At 40.6% G+C, this 16,714-nt stretch carries 14 protein-coding genes and 2 pseudogenes; 9 read left to right on the forward strand and 7 right to left on the reverse strand.

The genetic code is table 11. The features are described 5' to 3' along the window. Positions 1–101: 101 nt before the first annotated feature. From C942_RS08395 to C942_RS25790, 5 genes and pseudogenes are all read left to right on the forward strand, one after another. Positions 102–1,310 carry an ammonium transporter gene (locus tag C942_RS08395; RefSeq protein WP_007464629.1) on the forward strand — a complete coding sequence of 403 codons (1,209 nt, stop codon included), beginning with the start codon at positions 102–104 and terminating at the stop codon, positions 1,308–1,310. Positions 1,311–1,484: 174 nt separating this feature from the next. Continuing rightward, positions 1,485–1,970: a copper resistance protein NlpE gene (locus C942_RS08400; RefSeq protein ID WP_007464631.1), complete on the forward strand. Its 486-nt coding sequence runs from the start codon at positions 1,485–1,487 to the stop codon at positions 1,968–1,970. A 398-nt stretch (positions 1,971–2,368) separates the two neighbouring features. Next, a complete protein-coding gene (locus C942_RS08405) occupies positions 2,369–4,405 on the forward strand; it encodes a DUF885 domain-containing protein (RefSeq protein ID WP_007464632.1) in 2,037 nt (678 codons plus the stop codon). 146 nt (positions 4,406–4,551) lie between these two features. Further along, positions 4,552–5,451 (forward strand): N-acetylmuramic acid 6-phosphate etherase, encoded by a 900-nt coding sequence (gene murQ, locus C942_RS08410; RefSeq protein ID WP_007464634.1) that lies wholly within the window; start codon positions 4,552–4,554, stop codon positions 5,449–5,451. Between the two features lie 14 nt (positions 5,452–5,465). Further along, a pseudogene (locus tag C942_RS25790) lies at positions 5,466–5,638 on the forward strand (transposase); the annotation flags it as partial. Between the two features lie 264 nt (positions 5,639–5,902). Here the strand turns inward: C942_RS25790 and C942_RS08415 are convergent. Further along, positions 5,903–6,697: an AraC family transcriptional regulator gene (locus C942_RS08415; protein ID WP_007464638.1), complete on the reverse strand. Its 795-nt coding sequence runs from the start codon at positions 6,695–6,697 to the stop codon at positions 5,903–5,905. Positions 6,698–7,461: 764 nt separating this feature from the next. Beyond that, a complete protein-coding gene (locus tag C942_RS08420; RefSeq protein WP_036799314.1) occupies positions 7,462–8,220 on the reverse strand; it encodes an AraC family transcriptional regulator in 759 nt (252 codons plus the stop codon). Between the two features lie 643 nt (positions 8,221–8,863). Between C942_RS08420 and C942_RS08430 the strand changes: the two genes are divergently transcribed. Beyond that, complete coding sequence (locus C942_RS08430) at positions 8,864–9,949, forward strand: S1 family peptidase (RefSeq protein ID WP_007464646.1); 1,086 nt, start codon at positions 8,864–8,866, stop codon at positions 9,947–9,949. Positions 9,950–10,109: 160 nt separating this feature from the next. Next, a complete protein-coding gene (locus C942_RS08435; protein WP_232428156.1) occupies positions 10,110–11,099 on the forward strand; it encodes an LD-carboxypeptidase in 990 nt (329 codons plus the stop codon). A 24-nt stretch (positions 11,100–11,123) separates the two neighbouring features. On the opposite strand, the gene C942_RS08440 is transcribed toward C942_RS08435, so the two are convergent. Both C942_RS08440 and C942_RS25035 read right to left on the reverse strand, forming a co-directional pair. Beyond that, a complete protein-coding gene (locus C942_RS08440) occupies positions 11,124–12,125 on the reverse strand; it encodes a helix-turn-helix domain-containing protein (RefSeq protein ID WP_007464650.1) in 1,002 nt (333 codons plus the stop codon). Continuing rightward, a complete protein-coding gene (locus tag C942_RS25035; protein WP_007464652.1) occupies positions 12,125–12,286 on the reverse strand; it encodes a hypothetical protein in 162 nt (53 codons plus the stop codon). The genes C942_RS08440 and C942_RS25035 overlap by 1 nt, the downstream gene beginning before the upstream one ends. Positions 12,287–12,737: 451 nt before the next feature. Between C942_RS25035 and C942_RS08445 the strand changes: the two genes are divergently transcribed. Further along, positions 12,738–13,352 (forward strand): outer membrane beta-barrel protein, encoded by a 615-nt coding sequence (locus C942_RS08445; RefSeq protein WP_007464654.1) that lies wholly within the window; start codon positions 12,738–12,740, stop codon positions 13,350–13,352. Positions 13,353–13,375: 23 nt separating this feature from the next. Beyond that, positions 13,376–14,095: a hypothetical protein gene (locus tag C942_RS24330; RefSeq protein ID WP_007464655.1), complete on the forward strand. Its 720-nt coding sequence runs from the start codon at positions 13,376–13,378 to the stop codon at positions 14,093–14,095. A gap of 67 nt (positions 14,096–14,162) precedes the next feature. On the opposite strand, the gene C942_RS08455 is transcribed toward C942_RS24330, so the two are convergent. From C942_RS08455 to C942_RS08460, 3 genes and pseudogenes are all read right to left on the reverse strand, one after another. Continuing rightward, positions 14,163–15,098 carry a DUF3179 domain-containing protein gene (locus C942_RS08455; RefSeq protein WP_007464657.1) on the reverse strand — a complete coding sequence of 312 codons (936 nt, stop codon included), beginning with the start codon at positions 15,096–15,098 and terminating at the stop codon, positions 14,163–14,165. A gap of 100 nt (positions 15,099–15,198) precedes the next feature. After that, positions 15,199–15,440, reverse strand: a pseudogene (locus C942_RS25495) (helix-turn-helix domain-containing protein); the annotation flags it as partial. 248 nt (positions 15,441–15,688) lie between these two features. After that, the gene (locus C942_RS08460) at positions 15,689–16,411 is read right to left on the reverse strand and encodes a YebC/PmpR family DNA-binding transcriptional regulator (RefSeq protein ID WP_007464659.1); all 723 of its coding nucleotides are present in this window, start codon (positions 16,409–16,411) and stop codon (positions 15,689–15,691) included. Positions 16,412–16,714 lie beyond the last annotated feature (303 nt).

Raw genomic sequence — 16,714 nt, forward strand, 5'->3', positions numbered from 1 at the left:
ATTACAAGCGCTAATCTGGCTCCCCAAAATGGTTCGTACTGGCATAAAAACTGCTCTGTTACTGCGTAATATGATTAACCAACAAGGATGTGGAGACGTTTGTGGACAACATCAACAGCGCAGTAGAAACACTGATCCAAAGCTCAAATACTTTATTTATTCTGATGGGAGCCATCATGGTTCTCGCAATGCACGCCGGATTTGCCTTTCTGGAAGTTGGTACAGTCAGGCAGAAAAACCAGGTAAATGCACTGGTAAAAATCATTGCCGATTTTGGCTTTTCCGCCATTGCCTATTTCTTTATTGGCTACTGGGTTGCCTACGACACCACTTTCCTTTCCGGAGCTGCGCAGCTCAGTGATGGCAACGGCTATGAGTTGGTTAAGTTTTTCTTCTTGATGACGTTCGCAGCGGCTATTCCGGCTATTATCTCTGGCGGTATTGCTGAACGTGCGCGTTTTTATCCGATGTTGATCGGTGCTTTTTTCACGGTTGGTCTGGTTTATCCGTTTTTCGAAGGGATTGTCTGGAACGGAAATTTAGGTTTTCAGGGCTGGCTGGAAGCAACCTTTGGTGCCGGGTTTCATGATTTTGCCGGTTCGGTTGTTGTTCATGCTTTCGGAGGCTGGGTTGCGCTGGTGGTAGTGGCTCTTCTGGGGATTCGAAATGGACGCTATCGCAGTGGACGTTTGGTTGCATTCGCACCGTCAAACATCCCGCTTCTTGCTCTGGGGGCATGGATCCTAACGATTGGCTGGTTTGGCTTTAATGTAATGTCTGCACAAACCATGGATGGTATCAGTGGTCTGGTTGCGGTGAATACTCTGATGGCCATGGTTGGTGGTATCGTCACTTCGCTGTTTGTTGGTAAGAATGACCCTGGCTTTATTCATAATGGTCCGTTGGCTGGACTGGTGGCTGTCTGTGCCGGCTCCGACCTGATGCATCCTGTAGGCGCTCTGGTTACAGGTGGTGTTGCTGGCGCACTTTTTGTGTGGCTTTTCACTTATATGCAAAACAAGATGAAGGTTGATGATGTTTTGGGTGTCTGGCCGCTGCATGGTGTTTGTGGTGCATGGGGCGGTATCGCAGCCGGGATATTCGGTAGTGAAGCGTTTGGTGGCCTTGGCGGTGTGAGTATGGCAAGTCAGTTCCTTGGCACAGTGGCTGGTATTCTGGTGGCACTTGTGGGAGCTTTGGTAGTTTACGGTGTTATTAATAAGACAGTCGGACTGCGTCTGAGTGACGAAGAAGAATATATCGGTGCCGATTTGGCAATTCATAAGATCGGTGCAATCAGCGAAGACTGATTATTCATACTGAATGCTCTTTATCTTCAGCGGCTGTGATTTCTAAGTACAGCCGTTTTAGTTTACTGAGATAAAAGATAATTTTACCGTACTTTGACATAAGGATGACGAAAGCCGGACATTTACCCTTCTATAATCGTACCTTGTTCGATTGAGATTTTGTCAGGAGTTACCATGAATAAACTATTTCTTGCTCTGGTCATTGCCGGATTCGCGATTGCAGGTTGTGATCAACAGGGCTCTGTCGATTTGGCATCACAAAGCCATGCAGACACGCATGTGGTAACTGAAAACCAGCCACAGGTTGAGCAGTTGATATCTGTTGATAACGCACATAATGCCCGAAATTCCCTGGATTGGAATGGTGTATACCATGGCATCCTGCCTTGTGCTGATTGCAGTGGCATTGAGACAACACTGGAATTAAGGTTTGATGGCACTTACATGCTGAATGAAAAATACCTTGGCAAGAAAGACGGTGAGTTTAAAACTGAAGGTAAATTTAACTGGAACGCTGCCGGAAATGCTATCGCTGTTCCAAGCGACAGTGAAGATGCTGTGCGATACTTTGTTGCTGAAAATCAACTGTTCAGATTAGATAAAGATGGTCTGCGAGTGACCGGCGAGTTAGCTGATGCTTATACGCTGAAAAAACAATGATACAGTTATAGATATATTCTTTGTGATAGCCTGACTTCGGTCAGGCTTTTTTATTTCATTTATTCATAACAGTGAAAAAATATTGCAATTGAGTTCACAGTTAATAAGCAAACTTAGATCTTCTGTCAGGAAATCAAAATTACTGTGTTCATAAATAATTTATATTATTCACCCAATCACACTCGTCTATTCATATTGATTTTGTAAAATAGTCGTTTTACTTCAATGTTTTGCATAAAGTGACTCTTCTTTTTTATGCATTCTGTGCATAATTGGTCGCGCTCAGTAGCCCGTGAGCATTTTCACAAAATGTCTGTTGATAATTACTTAGTCTTTCTCCTGTAACTTCCTATATATCAAAAAGATACGATCTAAAAATCAAATAAGAGGGAATTTCAATGAAAGGCAGAGATATGCGTAAATCATCATTGGCGATAGCATTATTCGTAATTACAGCACTGGCTGGTTGTAATGATGAAACAACCAATGTTATTGAGCAGCCGAAAGTAACTACAGATTCTTCTGTCGCCATACGAACAGTATTTTCTGATTACCAGAAGGCAATGGATACATTGGATAATACGAGCTTTGGTCAAATAAATGATCAGATGGCGGCATCACGCCAGGCTGTCGATCGTTTATATCTCGATAAGCTGGAATCTATTAATCGTGATTCTTTATCGGATGAAGATAAGATTTATTACGATACTTTCCGTTTCGACCGTAATATCGCAATTCGTGGTGCATCACTGCCTAATACTCGGTTTGGTAATTTTGCTATTCCGATTACCCATTTTTATAACTACATCAAATGGAATGCCGAGTATGCCGGAGATAAACAGAACAAGCTAGAAGATTATCAGCAGCATATTCAGGTGGTGCGTGAATTTACTGCCTGGGTTAATAATCTTTATGCCCAGTATTCGATGGGGCAAATTGAGCATGCTCAGCTACCGAAAGTGCTAACTGAAAGATTGGTGAGAAGTACTGAAGAATCAGTTGCAGCTCATGATTATCAGATGTTGAAAAAAGGGTTGGCTGATATTAAAACGCATACCGGCTATGACACTGAATTCTACAAAGAATATGAGCTGGCAGTGGATGATGCCGTCAGAGCGACCACTGAGCTGATCTCCTATCTGAAAGACGGTTACATGAAAGTTGCTCGGGGGGCAGGACTTGAGGGAAGTTTGGATGATCGCAATATAGGTTGGGGTGATTTGCCTAATGGACAGGCTTGGTATCAGTGGCACCTGGATCGAAATAGTACGACCGGGAAGTCTGCGATGGAGCTTAATCGACTTGGTGAAGATTTGGTTGCTGATGCTAAAGCTGAAATGGAACGTGTAGCCAGGATTCTTGTTAAGAACCGCGGAAAAACGGTTGAAGCTGACTGGCGCGATGACAAAGGAGTTGTAAGTAAGAAGACATTTGTATTGGAAGATGCTAACGGAAACATTGATTTGACAGCATTTTTCGCTTTCCTTAATAGCCAGCAGTTCTTCTATGGTCGTGATGGTCGGACGATTTCCGGTACCGTGCACGCTGAGGCCTGTAAAACTGCATCAGACTCCTCGGCCTGTGAAGCAGCTTTGAAGGACTACTATAAGTTCAAGAACGATGCCAATGATGTGGTTGCCCGATACTTTAAGCCGATAAAAACTGATTACAGCATTGTGCCAATTCCGGCAGATGGCGAACTATATGAAGGGGTTGCATCTTACGGTAAAAACGAGTTTAACCTCAATACAAACCCTGACTACAGTTTGCAGAAGTGGAATGTTTCGACTCTGCTCCTGCATGAGGCTGCACCGGGTCACCACTTCCAGAATGCCTACTCGCTTGAGTATCCACCAGCGAATAAGCCCGATTACATCAAAGGTGTCAGTTACACCGCCTATGCAGAGGGGTGGGCGCTTTACACTGAATGGCTGGGACTGGAAATGGGTATCTATGGTGAGTTAGATGCCAATGGTAAGCCGACATTTGTTAACGGTACCGGCATGTGTAAAGAAGACCTTGATTATTCTTCTTTCCAGGGCGGTATTTACAACAATGCTGAAGAGTGTAATGCGCTGCAATATTTCGGTAGTCTGAACGAAGCCCAGTTACGTAATATGCGCTTAGCCGTTGATACTGGTATTCATGCTAAAGGTTGGAGTATTCAGGAAGCGCGTAAATACATGAGAAGTAACTCAGCTTTAGGTACAGGTGATATTGAATCTGAAAGCTTTCGTTATGCTGCTTATGTCGGTCAGGCCGTGTCTTATAAATCTGGCTATCTGGTGATTAAGGAAATGCTTGATAAAGCTAAGTCTGAGCTGGGTAATGACTTTGATTGGGCAGAATTCCATGATCAACTGTTGAAGTATGGTGATCAGCCTATGGAAGTGGTTCAGACCAGCATTGAAAACTGGGTCAAATCAAAGCACTAAATCACCCTGATAACTCATTGTGAAATTAGCCCTTGCGATAAAAAGCGAGGGCTTTACTGTTTTGGCTACGTAATTTTGTTTTATATCCTCGTTTTCTCTTATCCATTACAATGAAAACCAGTTAGTAACCACGAGCTCGGATCCCGATGAAAATTGATCTATCCAACATGGTAACGGAAAGCCGTAATGCCGCCAGCCAGCAAATCGATACACTCTCGACAATTGAGATGCTAAAGGTCATCAATGAGGAAGATAAAAAGGTCGCGTTGGCGGTAGAACAGGTATTACCGCAAATTGCCCTTGCTGTTGATGTGATTGCGGCAGCTTTTCAGAAAGGTGGACGATTGATCTACAGTGGTGCCGGAACATCTGGTCGATTGGGTATTTTAGATGCCAGTGAGTGCCCGCCTACTTATGGTACTAAGCCAGAGCAGGTTATCGGCTTGATCGCAGGCGGTCATCCGGCGATTTTCAAAGCGGTGGAAAATGCCGAAGATAACCGGGAGCTGGGCGCAGACGATCTTGAGGCGTTAAATTTCAATCATAATGATGTTCTGGTTGGTATTGCCGCCAGTGGGCGAACGCCTTATGTATTGGGAGCTATGGAGTACGCAAAATCTGTCGGTGCAACTGTGGGGTGTATCAGCTGTAATCCGCAAAGTGCGATGACTGAACTGGCAGATATCAGTATTACTCCGATCGTTGGCCCTGAAGTGGTGACGGGTTCTTCGCGTATGAAGGCTGGGACGGCACAGAAGCTGGTGCTGAATATGCTGACAAGTGGGGCGATGATCCGTATCGGTAAAGTGTACGGCAATTTGATGGTTGATGTTGAGGCTACCAATGCCAAACTTGTTGAGCGACAAAAGAAGATTGTAATGGAAGCCACCGAGTGCAGCCGCGAAGAAGCAGAAACCGCGCTGGTGGCTTGTAACGGTCATTGTAAGACCGCGATTGTGATGATCCTGGCTCAGCTGTCTGCTGATGAAGCTAAATCACTCCTGGCCAACAATAACGGCTTTATCCGTAAGGCAATTGAAAGCTGATATACGGTAATTAAATATCGATAGCTAAGAACTTTCGAGGCAGACAAAGAAATTTCAATGGTGAACATTTTTGGGCAGGGGATACTTTGTCTCTACGGTTAGTCTTGATGAAGAGGTTGGTCTTGAATACATCATAAATCAAAAACAAGAAGATGAGCATCGTGATCAACTTAAATTTGGTATATAGCGCCTTGGGTGCTTACTTGAACCCTTTGAAAGGCCTTGTTGACTAAATTGTACTGAACTATCTTCTACTATCGCGATTTGATCAGGTATTCCTTGTGCTGGATGTGATTGATAAATAAGAGCAAAGTAACTTACCAAACACATAGCTTGAAAGAATATAACCAAGCGCTTATTGACCGAGGCTCACTCACCTTTTGGATCAATGATGAGGTGTGATGTCAACAAGTTGGCGTCATGACCGAAAAATGAATGAAAACCACCTTGATCATCGTTCCACATTTGAATAGAACTTTTGCCGATACTGCTCCGGTGTACATTGTGCGTGGCGCTTAAACAGAGTAATGAAAGGTGAGGCCTGATGATAGCCCAGCGTCAGGGCAATCTCTTTAATTGAAACCCCTTTGCGCAATAAATGCAGCGAGTAGATGAACTTACGACGCTGTCGCCATTCTGTGAAGTTCATCCCCAGCTTATCTTGACAGTGTCTTGCCAACGTTCGCTCGGTCGTGTGAAGCTCTTTGGCCCAGTCGGAAAGGTTTTTGGGTGAAGTCGGGTGGCGTTCCAGTTCGGTTAGGATAGGTTTCAGCAGTTTGTGATCACTGTTCGGCAGGAACTGATCATGTTCATTGGCTTTGAGTACTTGATCGAGCAGGACTTTCACCATCCGAAGATCTTCATCGCTTTGCGGAACGGCAATACGCCTGTCTTTTAAGTCACTTATGATTGCTTCCATTATCGGGCTGACTTCAAGAAGGCAGGGATAATCGGGTAAGTCGTCAGCAAGAGGGGAGACAATGTTCATTGAGCAGTAGTCTAGGCTGCGGCGCATAAAGCTTTCGTGCTCGACACCGGCAGGTACCCATACCGCATACTGAGAAGGTGAAAGGAAGCGCTTACTTTTTGTAGTCAGCTCTAGAATTCCGCCCTTAATGAACTGAAGCTGGCCCCACGGGTGACTGTGCCTTGGTGTCGTGGTGTTAGGAAGAAACACTTCATGGCCAAAGAAAATCTCTCCTGGAGGATGATTGTTATCAAATAGTGGTTGATAGATTTTCTTCATTTGTAATAGTTCAGGTGAGGATTGGAAATGGTTAACTTAATGAGCCCGTAGTCGTTTGGCAAGAAATTGCTCAGTAAGAAATAGTTTTGTTAGTAATGACCAGGCAAGTAACTGATGAAAATTTAGCCCTGACAGATTTGGGCGTGTAACAGCTAGGCTTACTTACAGGTAAGATGCTTCACAGCCCGCCTTCGTAACAGGAGGGATTACTTATGTCAGTACAAGTAAAAACGTTTTATCACCAAGATACATCAACTCTGAAGTTCCGGGTTGGAATTGTAAACTGTTGGGTGATACTTTTATTGATGAAATAACTCTGCAGATGGAATTAGGCAAGGCAAACTCAGGAAACGAGATTGTTTAATTTGAGAGATACTTTTCAATTGATTATTGATTGTCATTAAAGATGAATCTTTTGGTCAGCATCGCTCTGTTCCATGTAGAAAGTGATACTAATGGTAATGATTTCACTGGGAGACGTGCGGCATAGTTTGGTTGATGAAAATAAGTGGGTTAATTTGAATGAATTAGCTTGTTTGTTGGAGGTTAACCGACTTGGTTTTGCTTCAGATAAGGCTCTTAAGCAATATTTGGGGTGCTCATCCTAATGAAAGCCATATCGTACTTCTGATAAAAAGTTCAGGTTGGATGCGTTATTTTTAGTATCTGAAGCGAAAGCCTCTTGTTGTTTCAGTTCCTTCTTTATCGTGAGTAGTACGATTTGACCGTATATGATCGGGCAACCTGTAGCCCGATCATGTTTATCAAGCGGCAATGAATCGACCAGGTGTCTGATTGGTGTGTTTCTGAAAGAATGCAATAAAGGCACTGCTGCTTGAAAAGTCCAATTGCTGTGCGACATAGTGAACTGACTGTTTATCAGTCAGCATTTCCATTGCTTTCATCAGTCGCCATTGCTGGCGCCAGGCTTGGTAACTCAGGCCGGTTTCCCGCAGGAAAATACGCCCGATTGTTTTGCTGCTGGCACCAATCATCTTTTCAATCTCAATCAGTTTTGGTGGGTTTTGTTCCGATTTCAGTAAATCCAGTAAAGGGTTCAAACGTCGATCTTTGGGCATCGTAATATTTAAAGGATGCAGTAATGCAGCTTGTAATTCTTCTTGAAAAACAGATAGTGTTGAATGCTGCTCACTACTAGATTTATCCCATGGCCAGTGAGCCATCCTATCTGCTAGTTCGAAAAGTAATGAAGAAAAACCAATAATTAAAGGATTAGATGGAAGAGAAAGGCCGTCTTCAAAAAATAAAGAACGAAGTTCTACTTCATTATGAGCAGTTGTTTTATGCGTGGTTTTCGCTGGAACCCAGATTGCACAACTTGGTGGTACAAAATATCTGGAGTTATCAATCTCGACAATTAACCCACCGCCTTTTGCGAAGAGTAACTGATGTTTATTATGTTGATGATAGCCTGAATTATGAAAATATACCTTTGAAACAACACCAACGACAGGTGATGGAATAAGATCAGGATCAAAGTTATTGATGGATTTTATATACATGTAATACAGTCAATTCTTAATGAGTTGATATTTCTAGCTTAAACAGCATAGTTGGATAAATGATTTAAGCTGTGTGGCTGAATCACAAATGTAGTGAATGATTATGGTGTGTTTGAAATAATAAATTTATAGATAAAGGCTGATTATGTCTCTGTCATTTTGCGACAAATGATGTTCTTTTAATACAAAGAGAGTTGATATGCAACTGTATTTTTGAAACTAAAGGCAAGTAAAATGATGTTCTTCGCAAGTCTGTCTTTTCACTGTAGATAACTAAACCGCTATGAGAACTATGAATGAAGTACAGTTACTTAGTATATGAAGTACCTTACCATTATGAGTGAATGAGTTTCGGTGAAAGCTTGTATGAGTGGGGGAAGAGGAAACTAAGAATAGCTATTTAATTTATTTAATAAGAATCCATCTTAAACTGATTGTTACTAGATATATTTCAATAATGAATTCATTTTAATGATTGATAAGTGGCGCAATATGACAAGGTGGTGTATTGCTTTCTATTATATTATGTTAGGTCCATTGATGTGCTTATTTTGTAATATGTTCATGGTGGATGGTCAAATCAATAACATAGAATATGATGCAATCAAATTTTTGCGTAGTTTAAAAGTAGTAGAGGATATTTATGTCGTTTCGAGAATTAACGTATAGCATGCTATTGTTAATATCACCGCTGGCTTTGGCTACTCAGGTGACAAGTGGGAATGTAAATCCGAAAATTATCAATGGCATATCAACTGAGTTAAATCAAATTCCATGGCAAGTAAGTTTAGGTCAATATTCTTATTGCGGAGGTACTATTATTGCTCCACAATGGGTGTTAACTGCAGCCCATTGTGTAGTTTATAAAGATGGTACAGTGGATTCAAAAGTTGATATTGTCGCTCATGCCGTTGACTTTACCTCATCAAAAAATGCTAAAAAATATGTTGGTGATCACATTGTAGTTCACCCTGAGTATAATAGAAATACGCACTCTAACGATATTGCGTTGATAAAGTTGAGTGATAAAAATGAATTCTCGATTAATACATGGATAAAGCTACTGTCCAAAGAGGAGCAATCTCTTATGGAGAGCCAGTTTGTAAATGAGTGGGTTGAAAATCAAACTAGAAAAGCCAACCTACTCGTTTCTGGGTGGGGTGGGACAGATCCGACTAAGCCAAAGGAGAGTGGGACTACATTTTTACAACATACTTTGTTAAGCGGTGTTCCTTTTGAGCAGTGTATTGCACTGTGGAATTCATTGGACAGCGGCTCGGTCGGTTCTTTTGATAAAATGATACATGTAGTTTGTGCGACTTCGCCAGAACCTGAACTTGCTACTGATAGTTGTTTCGGTGATTCAGGAGGCCCTCTTGTTTGGCGAAACCAAAATAACACTAATGATAAGGATTTGGGTTTACGCCTGGCTGGTGTTGTTAGTTTCGGACATAAATGTGGCACACGCATTCCTGGAGTTTACACAAAAGTTTCAGATTATATTGAATGGGTAGAATCTATTTTAGGAACATCTTTAGATGAACTGTCTGGTTCAACTTTTACTCATGATCCGTTTAAAGATGATTATTCACATGCAATGAATCATAGTGCGGTTCAGCCTGATTATAAAGAGCACTTTTCCCGTGGTAGTAGTGGCGGTAGTACTAGCCTATCAAGTTTACTGTTATTAACTGGATTTATGTTTTCTAGAAAAAAAACTAAAAAATAGTTTCATTAATGGATAACAACCTCCTGTATAGATAGACAAATCAATCTGGGGGTTGTTGGTCAGAGTGATAATTTAACTATGTGGTCTTATATCGAATAAATCTGAATTAAGATAAATGTAATTTATCACTAATAAATGAATTGTTGTTCAGGAATGAATTTTGCGCCATATATTATTTTTTATAGTCATCACTCTAGTAATGCCAGTTTCGGTTAAAGCATCAGACTACAATAATATATCTCTTGTCTCTGTATCGACCGCTTACAGTGAGCAATCTGTTGACTATATAAAGCAATCTTTTGAAAAAAAAGGCTATCAGGTTAGCGATAAATATCTCGATCAGGTTGTTTCTGATTTGGGTTACGTAAATACTGAAAAATCTAGAGCTAATTTATTAATAGAAGCTCTTAAAGATAATGATAATGACATCCTTTGGTTTGTGCGCGGTGGTGGCGGTGCTATAAATCTTTTGCCATATTTAAAGCAGGCTATACCTGAACTAAAAAATTCAAAGCCAAAATTAATAGTTGGATTTAGTGATGTAACTGCAATTCATCAGTTTGTCAATGAATATTTAGATTGGCCATCTTTGCATGCTGTCGTTGCCGGACATAATCAGGATCTTAAGCGATTAAGTGCAAAACTTGATTTAGTAAAGACTAACGAGTGTGAATCCATCCCTGATATCAGAAAAATCATGAAAACCGGAGTCTCATATAAAAATGTTTTGCCACTTAACCAAGAGTCTAAGAAAGGTACTTCAGGAGAATCTATAGGTGGCAACCTAACATTGGTTTCATCAACATTTGCAACTGATTATCAGCTTGATTTTAAGGGTAAAATCTTATTTATTGAAGACGTCGGCCTCAGCTATCGTCAGTTAGACAGAAGCTTGCATCAATTGTTGTACATGGGTTCGTTGAAGCATGTTAATGGGATTGTATTTGGTCAGTTTTATCCTAAAAATCCTTTAGATTCAGAACGATTGATATACAAGAAAACGATAGAAAACTTTGCTAAACAGTTCTATAAGCCTGTTTACTATTTTCCCTTCTTTGGTCATGGGTATATAAACAAGCCTATTTTACTCAACTCTCATTATAATATTAAATGTGATGGTGAAGAGTTTTGCACCCTTTCATCGCATTAGAAGTACAAGCTTGTAGCGCGCTGCTTACTCAGGGCTTTTAAAGTTAGTCGGTTGTTTTTCTCGGAATAATGATGGCGCCACACCATAATAAGACTTAAATGAGCGTGTGAAATTAGCAGGATCTTTATATCCAAGCCTATGAGCTATATCACTAATGGGGGTGTTATCATGTAAAAGAGAAATTGCATGTTCAAGCTTTTGTTGTTTGATAAAGTCTCGAAAGTTCACACCATCTTTTTTTAATACTCGTTGAAGAGTCCTGTTCGAACATCCAAATAGGTCAGATATTAGTGAAAGGCTAAGGTCTTCATGATTAATAAAAGTATTTGTCACAAGCTTTAGCCTATCAATAATGTTGGATTCTATACTAAAATTGAAAATACCAATTTGAGGTGAAATAGCTTCCTGCTTGAAATTTTCTATAATTGGTATTTTTGCGTATTGTTGATTTACAAAGACTCTTCTAGCCTCTGTATTTATTATCATATCTATTGGTGGTGAATTCATTGAATTGAAGTGTAACTCTAATGGTTTCCAGTCATTACCTGTATAAAATCTAACAATTTCAATTATTGAAAGTGTCCTGAAGTACTCAGCTTGGTTCGTAAATGGCATTGAGTTTGATAAAGAACCCTGATGACATACAAAGAGAATGTTATTTTCAACTTCAAGCCATATTTTGAAATGTGAACCAATTAAATGTTGGTTTTTTGAAAGCAGAGTAAAAAATTCAACAACATTGTCTGTTGATTGCATAAGGCTTTTGATGTTTGCAATAAATGTTGGCAGCTTTACTATTTTATAAGCATCAATGCCAATATTTTTAGAATTGATCTTTTTTGATATGGACTTAAGAACTTCATATGCGATATAGCTTGGAATGTAGTTGTATTGTTGAACAATCTTAGAGTCTAGTTTGTGATGTTTGAGGATTTTGGTTGCATCAAATCCAGCCTCAGATAGGCACTTAAGGTATGGAATAAGTGATAGCGTACTCGTGATCGGGCAATCATTTAATTTATTCATTATTTTTCCTGTTTAGAAACTAAAGTCATCTGCCCTATAGTTTTTGAGGTGTCTGATTGTACTCTAGCTGCTACACCAATGCTTTTAATACCAGCATTCAGTTCTATCGCTGATATGATTTGACCAGACAGAACTAATGGGATGAAAACCTCTTTATTCATTTGTTCTGCATTTAAGTTGAATTTCCTCAAAAGTGTAGATGAGTTATTGACACCATCTGAATAACATTTCAAATATGGAATTAGCGTTATGGTGTTTATTACTGGTAAGTCAATGTTTCGTAAAGACATAGCAGTGTTAATTGATGTTAATAATTATGAATGATATTCAGCGTGGTAGTAACGTGTCAATTTGATAATTTGATTGAATAATCATACGTCACACTATCTTATTGAATAGATAAGATTTATTTTCCAGAAACTAATTGTTGTACTCTTTCTATGCAATGATTTGGTTATGTTTTTGCTGCGAACGAATTGCTCAATTTGTCCTGGTTTTGTTATTTGTTGTCCGTTTTTTTGTGTTGGTGGAAATGTGCTAGATGTAAGATTGTGAATGAAGATTAATAATCCTCACTTTCTTTTTACTTTTAACTTTTTTCAGGATTAAATTATGAAATTAATTACTCCGGCTATAGCTCTGGCAGCCACTCTGTTGCCTTTGACATCATTCGCACAGCCATATGTTGGTTTTGGTGTTGGACAATCACAGTTTGGTGATGTAACAACAAAGTTTACTAATAAGCTTAATGATCAATCAGTAACTCTAGATGGTGATTTAGATGAAAGTAGTGTAACTGGTAGCATTTATGCTGGTTACCAATTTAATCCATACTTTGCTGTTGAATTCACTGCGGGGGGAATGGATGCTATTGAGAAAAGCGTAGATGGTGTCGGTTTTTCGGCTGGTCATATGATGTATTTAGCGGCTGCTCCAAAGGCAAGCTTACCAATTGGTGATTTCGTTAATATTTATGGTAAGTGGGGGCTAGCAATTTTTAATGCCGATGTTGAAGCTGTTTATGGCCCACTATCGTATTCAGATGATAATTCTTCTTGGGGGGGGATTGTTAGTTTAGGTGCTGAATTTATCATGAATAAACAAACATCATTACGTGTAAGCTGGGATTATCTAAGACCTGAATTTGAGATTGATTCTGCAGTCGGCAAAGCTACGTTCGAAACGGATATTAATATGTTTATGGTTGGTCTGAACTATAAATATTAAAATAACTATAAATAGAGGTATCTATGAAAAAGCTTGTTTTCGCAAGTTTACTCTTACCGTTTCTGGTTGTTGGTTGTAATAGCAGTGATGGTGGTAAAGGTAGCGAATATCTAAAGCCTGGTAATCCAGTTCCTCCTGAAGAATTTAAAGCAAATGGAATCTTTGTTGGCGTTAACAATAATAGTGCTATGATTGTCGCCCCTGATTTCGGGCCGCTAAGTTCTGTGGTGATGAAACCAGAGGGAAGTTTAATTGTAACAGGGAGTGCTAAAACTTACGACAATAAGATGGAAGCGACAGGGGTAATGTATTACGGTTCGGGTGGTAGTGGATATGAAGCTGAATCCCGTAGCGAGATAGTCTTTGACGCTAATTACACAATATTTAAGTCTTCTTACAATGGAAGCTCTATAGAAGAAAGCTTCAAAAAAATTGAGGATTCTTTAGATCTTGCTTCTCTTGAAGGGACTCATACAAGCCCTTTAAATGGTGACACCATTAAAATTGAAGCTGACGGGTCATTAACTATTAACGGTTCTTGTACAGTTACAGGAACTCTTAAACGTACAGGATTTTACTACGGCATAGATGATGCCGAAGCTGTTGCTTGTAGCGATTCTACACTAAATGGCGCTTATCAGGGCGCTCTAGCTACAGTTAACTTTAATGGTGAGTATATGATTGCAAGTATATTTGTCTCACCTGAGTACGCTGTTGTTAGCGCTATTGCTGAAAAAAATTAGTACGTAACTTGGAATTCATCTGTGACAACTCATAGATGAATTTCTTACTTTAAAACTCTTACTAAGTTTATTTTGCCTTAAACACCTCTGTCTCAGGATAAAACGCATACCAGGCAAACCAGTACAACATTGTCGTATTGCGTAGCACACCATTCTGATCTGTCATTGTTGCTGATTGATTTTGCTGATCCCAATGAATGTTCAGCATCTCACCTTCAAACTCATAACTGAACGTTTCTTGGGCATTTTTACGAAGTTCAGATAGTGGAAATGCAATTTGTTTCTTTTTGCCTTTATAGCCTAATACAGTCTCTTTTGTCGGGTAACTGCTCGGTGCTTTATTGGCAACCGGGAAGAATAATCGGGGTGAGCGACTGTAACCTGCATATGGGTCCTGAGAGTAGTTGCGGTAATAGCCTGTACGCTCCGATAACACGAGTGTTTGGGGATGATCTGATATCCACTGTTGCCAACGCGTTAGTGTTAATGGATATTGAGTCAGAGTCTGACCTGCAGCTTTGCCGCTAATTGCCTGACCACGGATTTGCGACCATAGTGATTCGCTTTGGTGGTCATAGAGCAGAACATCAGAATTATAGAGCAGGCCGGAAACACCAAAAGTGAGGTTTCTGTTATCGACTTTTGCGAGGAATGCCATGCCGGAACCGCAAAGCGGGCAGTAGGTAACGATGAATTTACGGTTATCAATTTTGTCGTTGACGATTTCATGCCAGTTGAGAATTTTGATGGGGTAGGCACGACTCTGCCCATCCATCGTTAAGCCCAGTATGACGTCATGACTTTTCATGAAATCGGCTTTGTTACCTTCTACAAACCTCGGGTTAAGAATCGCGGGTATACCGTCCTTACCTGGTCCGCCGGAAAGAATTTGCTCTGCAGGAACTATTAGCCGATCAAGATTAAAACCGTTAAGCGATGCGCTGTGCACGCTTAACGGCAGAGTGAAGATAAGTCCGTAGAAAAGAATTAACAACAGTTTCATTGTTCCCCCTTATCGCGCTCAAAGAATAAGACCGAGCTGTGATGAAGAACTTTCAATAAAATTGCTGCTAATTAGAAAAATGAATGAAAACCGCCCTTGATCATCGTTTCATATTTGAATAGAACTTTTGCCGATATTGCTCCGGTATACATTGTGCGTGGCGCTTAAACAGAGTGATGAAAGGTGAAGCCTGATGATAGCCCTGTGTCAGGGCTATCTCTTTAATTGAAAACCTTTGCGCAATAAATGCAGCGAGTTGATGAACTTACGACGCTGTCGCCATTCTGTGAAGTTCATCCCCAGCTTATCTTGGCAGTGTCTCGCCAGCGTTCGCTCGGTGCTATCAAGTAATCATAAGTAAAAAGCCGAGGGCGGATACCACCGAGAACCGGTGAAACAGAATCTTACGCAGGTATCAGAGCATTAAATAAGCTCCCAAGGCTAGGTATGCTTGACACTCGTTGAATATAGTAACAACGAGTAAAAATGGGAGTTGTCCGTTCAATAATCTGAATTGTTCAATAGAGCTACCAATGGGTAAAAAAATAGCCGGCTTAAGCCGGCTACTTTGAGAGCTTTAGCTGAACAGATTAGTCAGCGATCTCTGCGTTGTGGTAAACGTTCTGAACGTCATCACAGTCGTTCAGTGCATCCAGGAATTTTTCGAATGCAGCCACGTCGTCACCAGACAGTTCAGTCATTGTCTGAGGAACGAAAGAGATTTCTTCTACGTCGAGAGTTACGTCTGGCATTGTTGCTGTCAGAGCGTTCTTAACTTTGAAGAATTCAGTGTGAGGAGCAAAAACAGTGATTACACCGTCTTCACACTCGATGTCAGATACATCAACGTCTTCCATCATCAGGTTTTCCAGAACGGCTTCTTCATCTTCACCTTTGAACTGGAATACAGCCTGATGCTCAAACATGTGAGCTACGGCACCTGGTCCACCGATTTTAGCGTTGTTCTTAACGAATGCCTGACGAACATCCATGTAAGTACGGTTGTTGTTGTCTGTCAGACAGTCAACGATAACCATGCTGTTACCCGGACCAAAACCTTCGTAGCGCGCAGTTGCGAAGTCTTCGCCTGCACCGCCGGTCGCTTTATCGATCGCTTTATCGATAACGTGGCTTGGTACCTGATCTTTTTTCGCTTTATCCATCAGACGACGTAGGGATAGGTTGCTTTCTGGGTCACCGCCGCCATTCTTCGCACATACGTAAATTTCTTTACCGTACTTAGAATAAAGTTTTACTTTGGCGCCCTGGGTTTTTGCCATAGACAATTTACGGACTTCAAAACTGCGTCCCATAGGAATCACTCTCTTTAGATATTTGGGATTTCTGTTGGAGCCGGATTTTACCAGCTAGCAGGTGGTTAAGGCTAGTATCAATATAGACATCAAAGATTACTGCTGTCTGATAGGATATTAACGATGTTGATATTGTTTCTTTGAAGCTGAAATATCGTTTTATCGAAAATGAAAACCACTAGCTGGCGGCTAATATCAAAACCAGTTTAGAATTTACGTATAAGTTTTGAACGCTTGAGCAAAAACATAAAAAAATTGCTTTACAGCATCCGGCTGTCCTCGTATTATTCGCCGCACTTACGG

This window comes from Photobacterium marinum (assembly GCF_000331515.1).
GTDB lineage: Bacteria > Pseudomonadota > Gammaproteobacteria > Enterobacterales > Vibrionaceae > Photobacterium > Photobacterium marinum.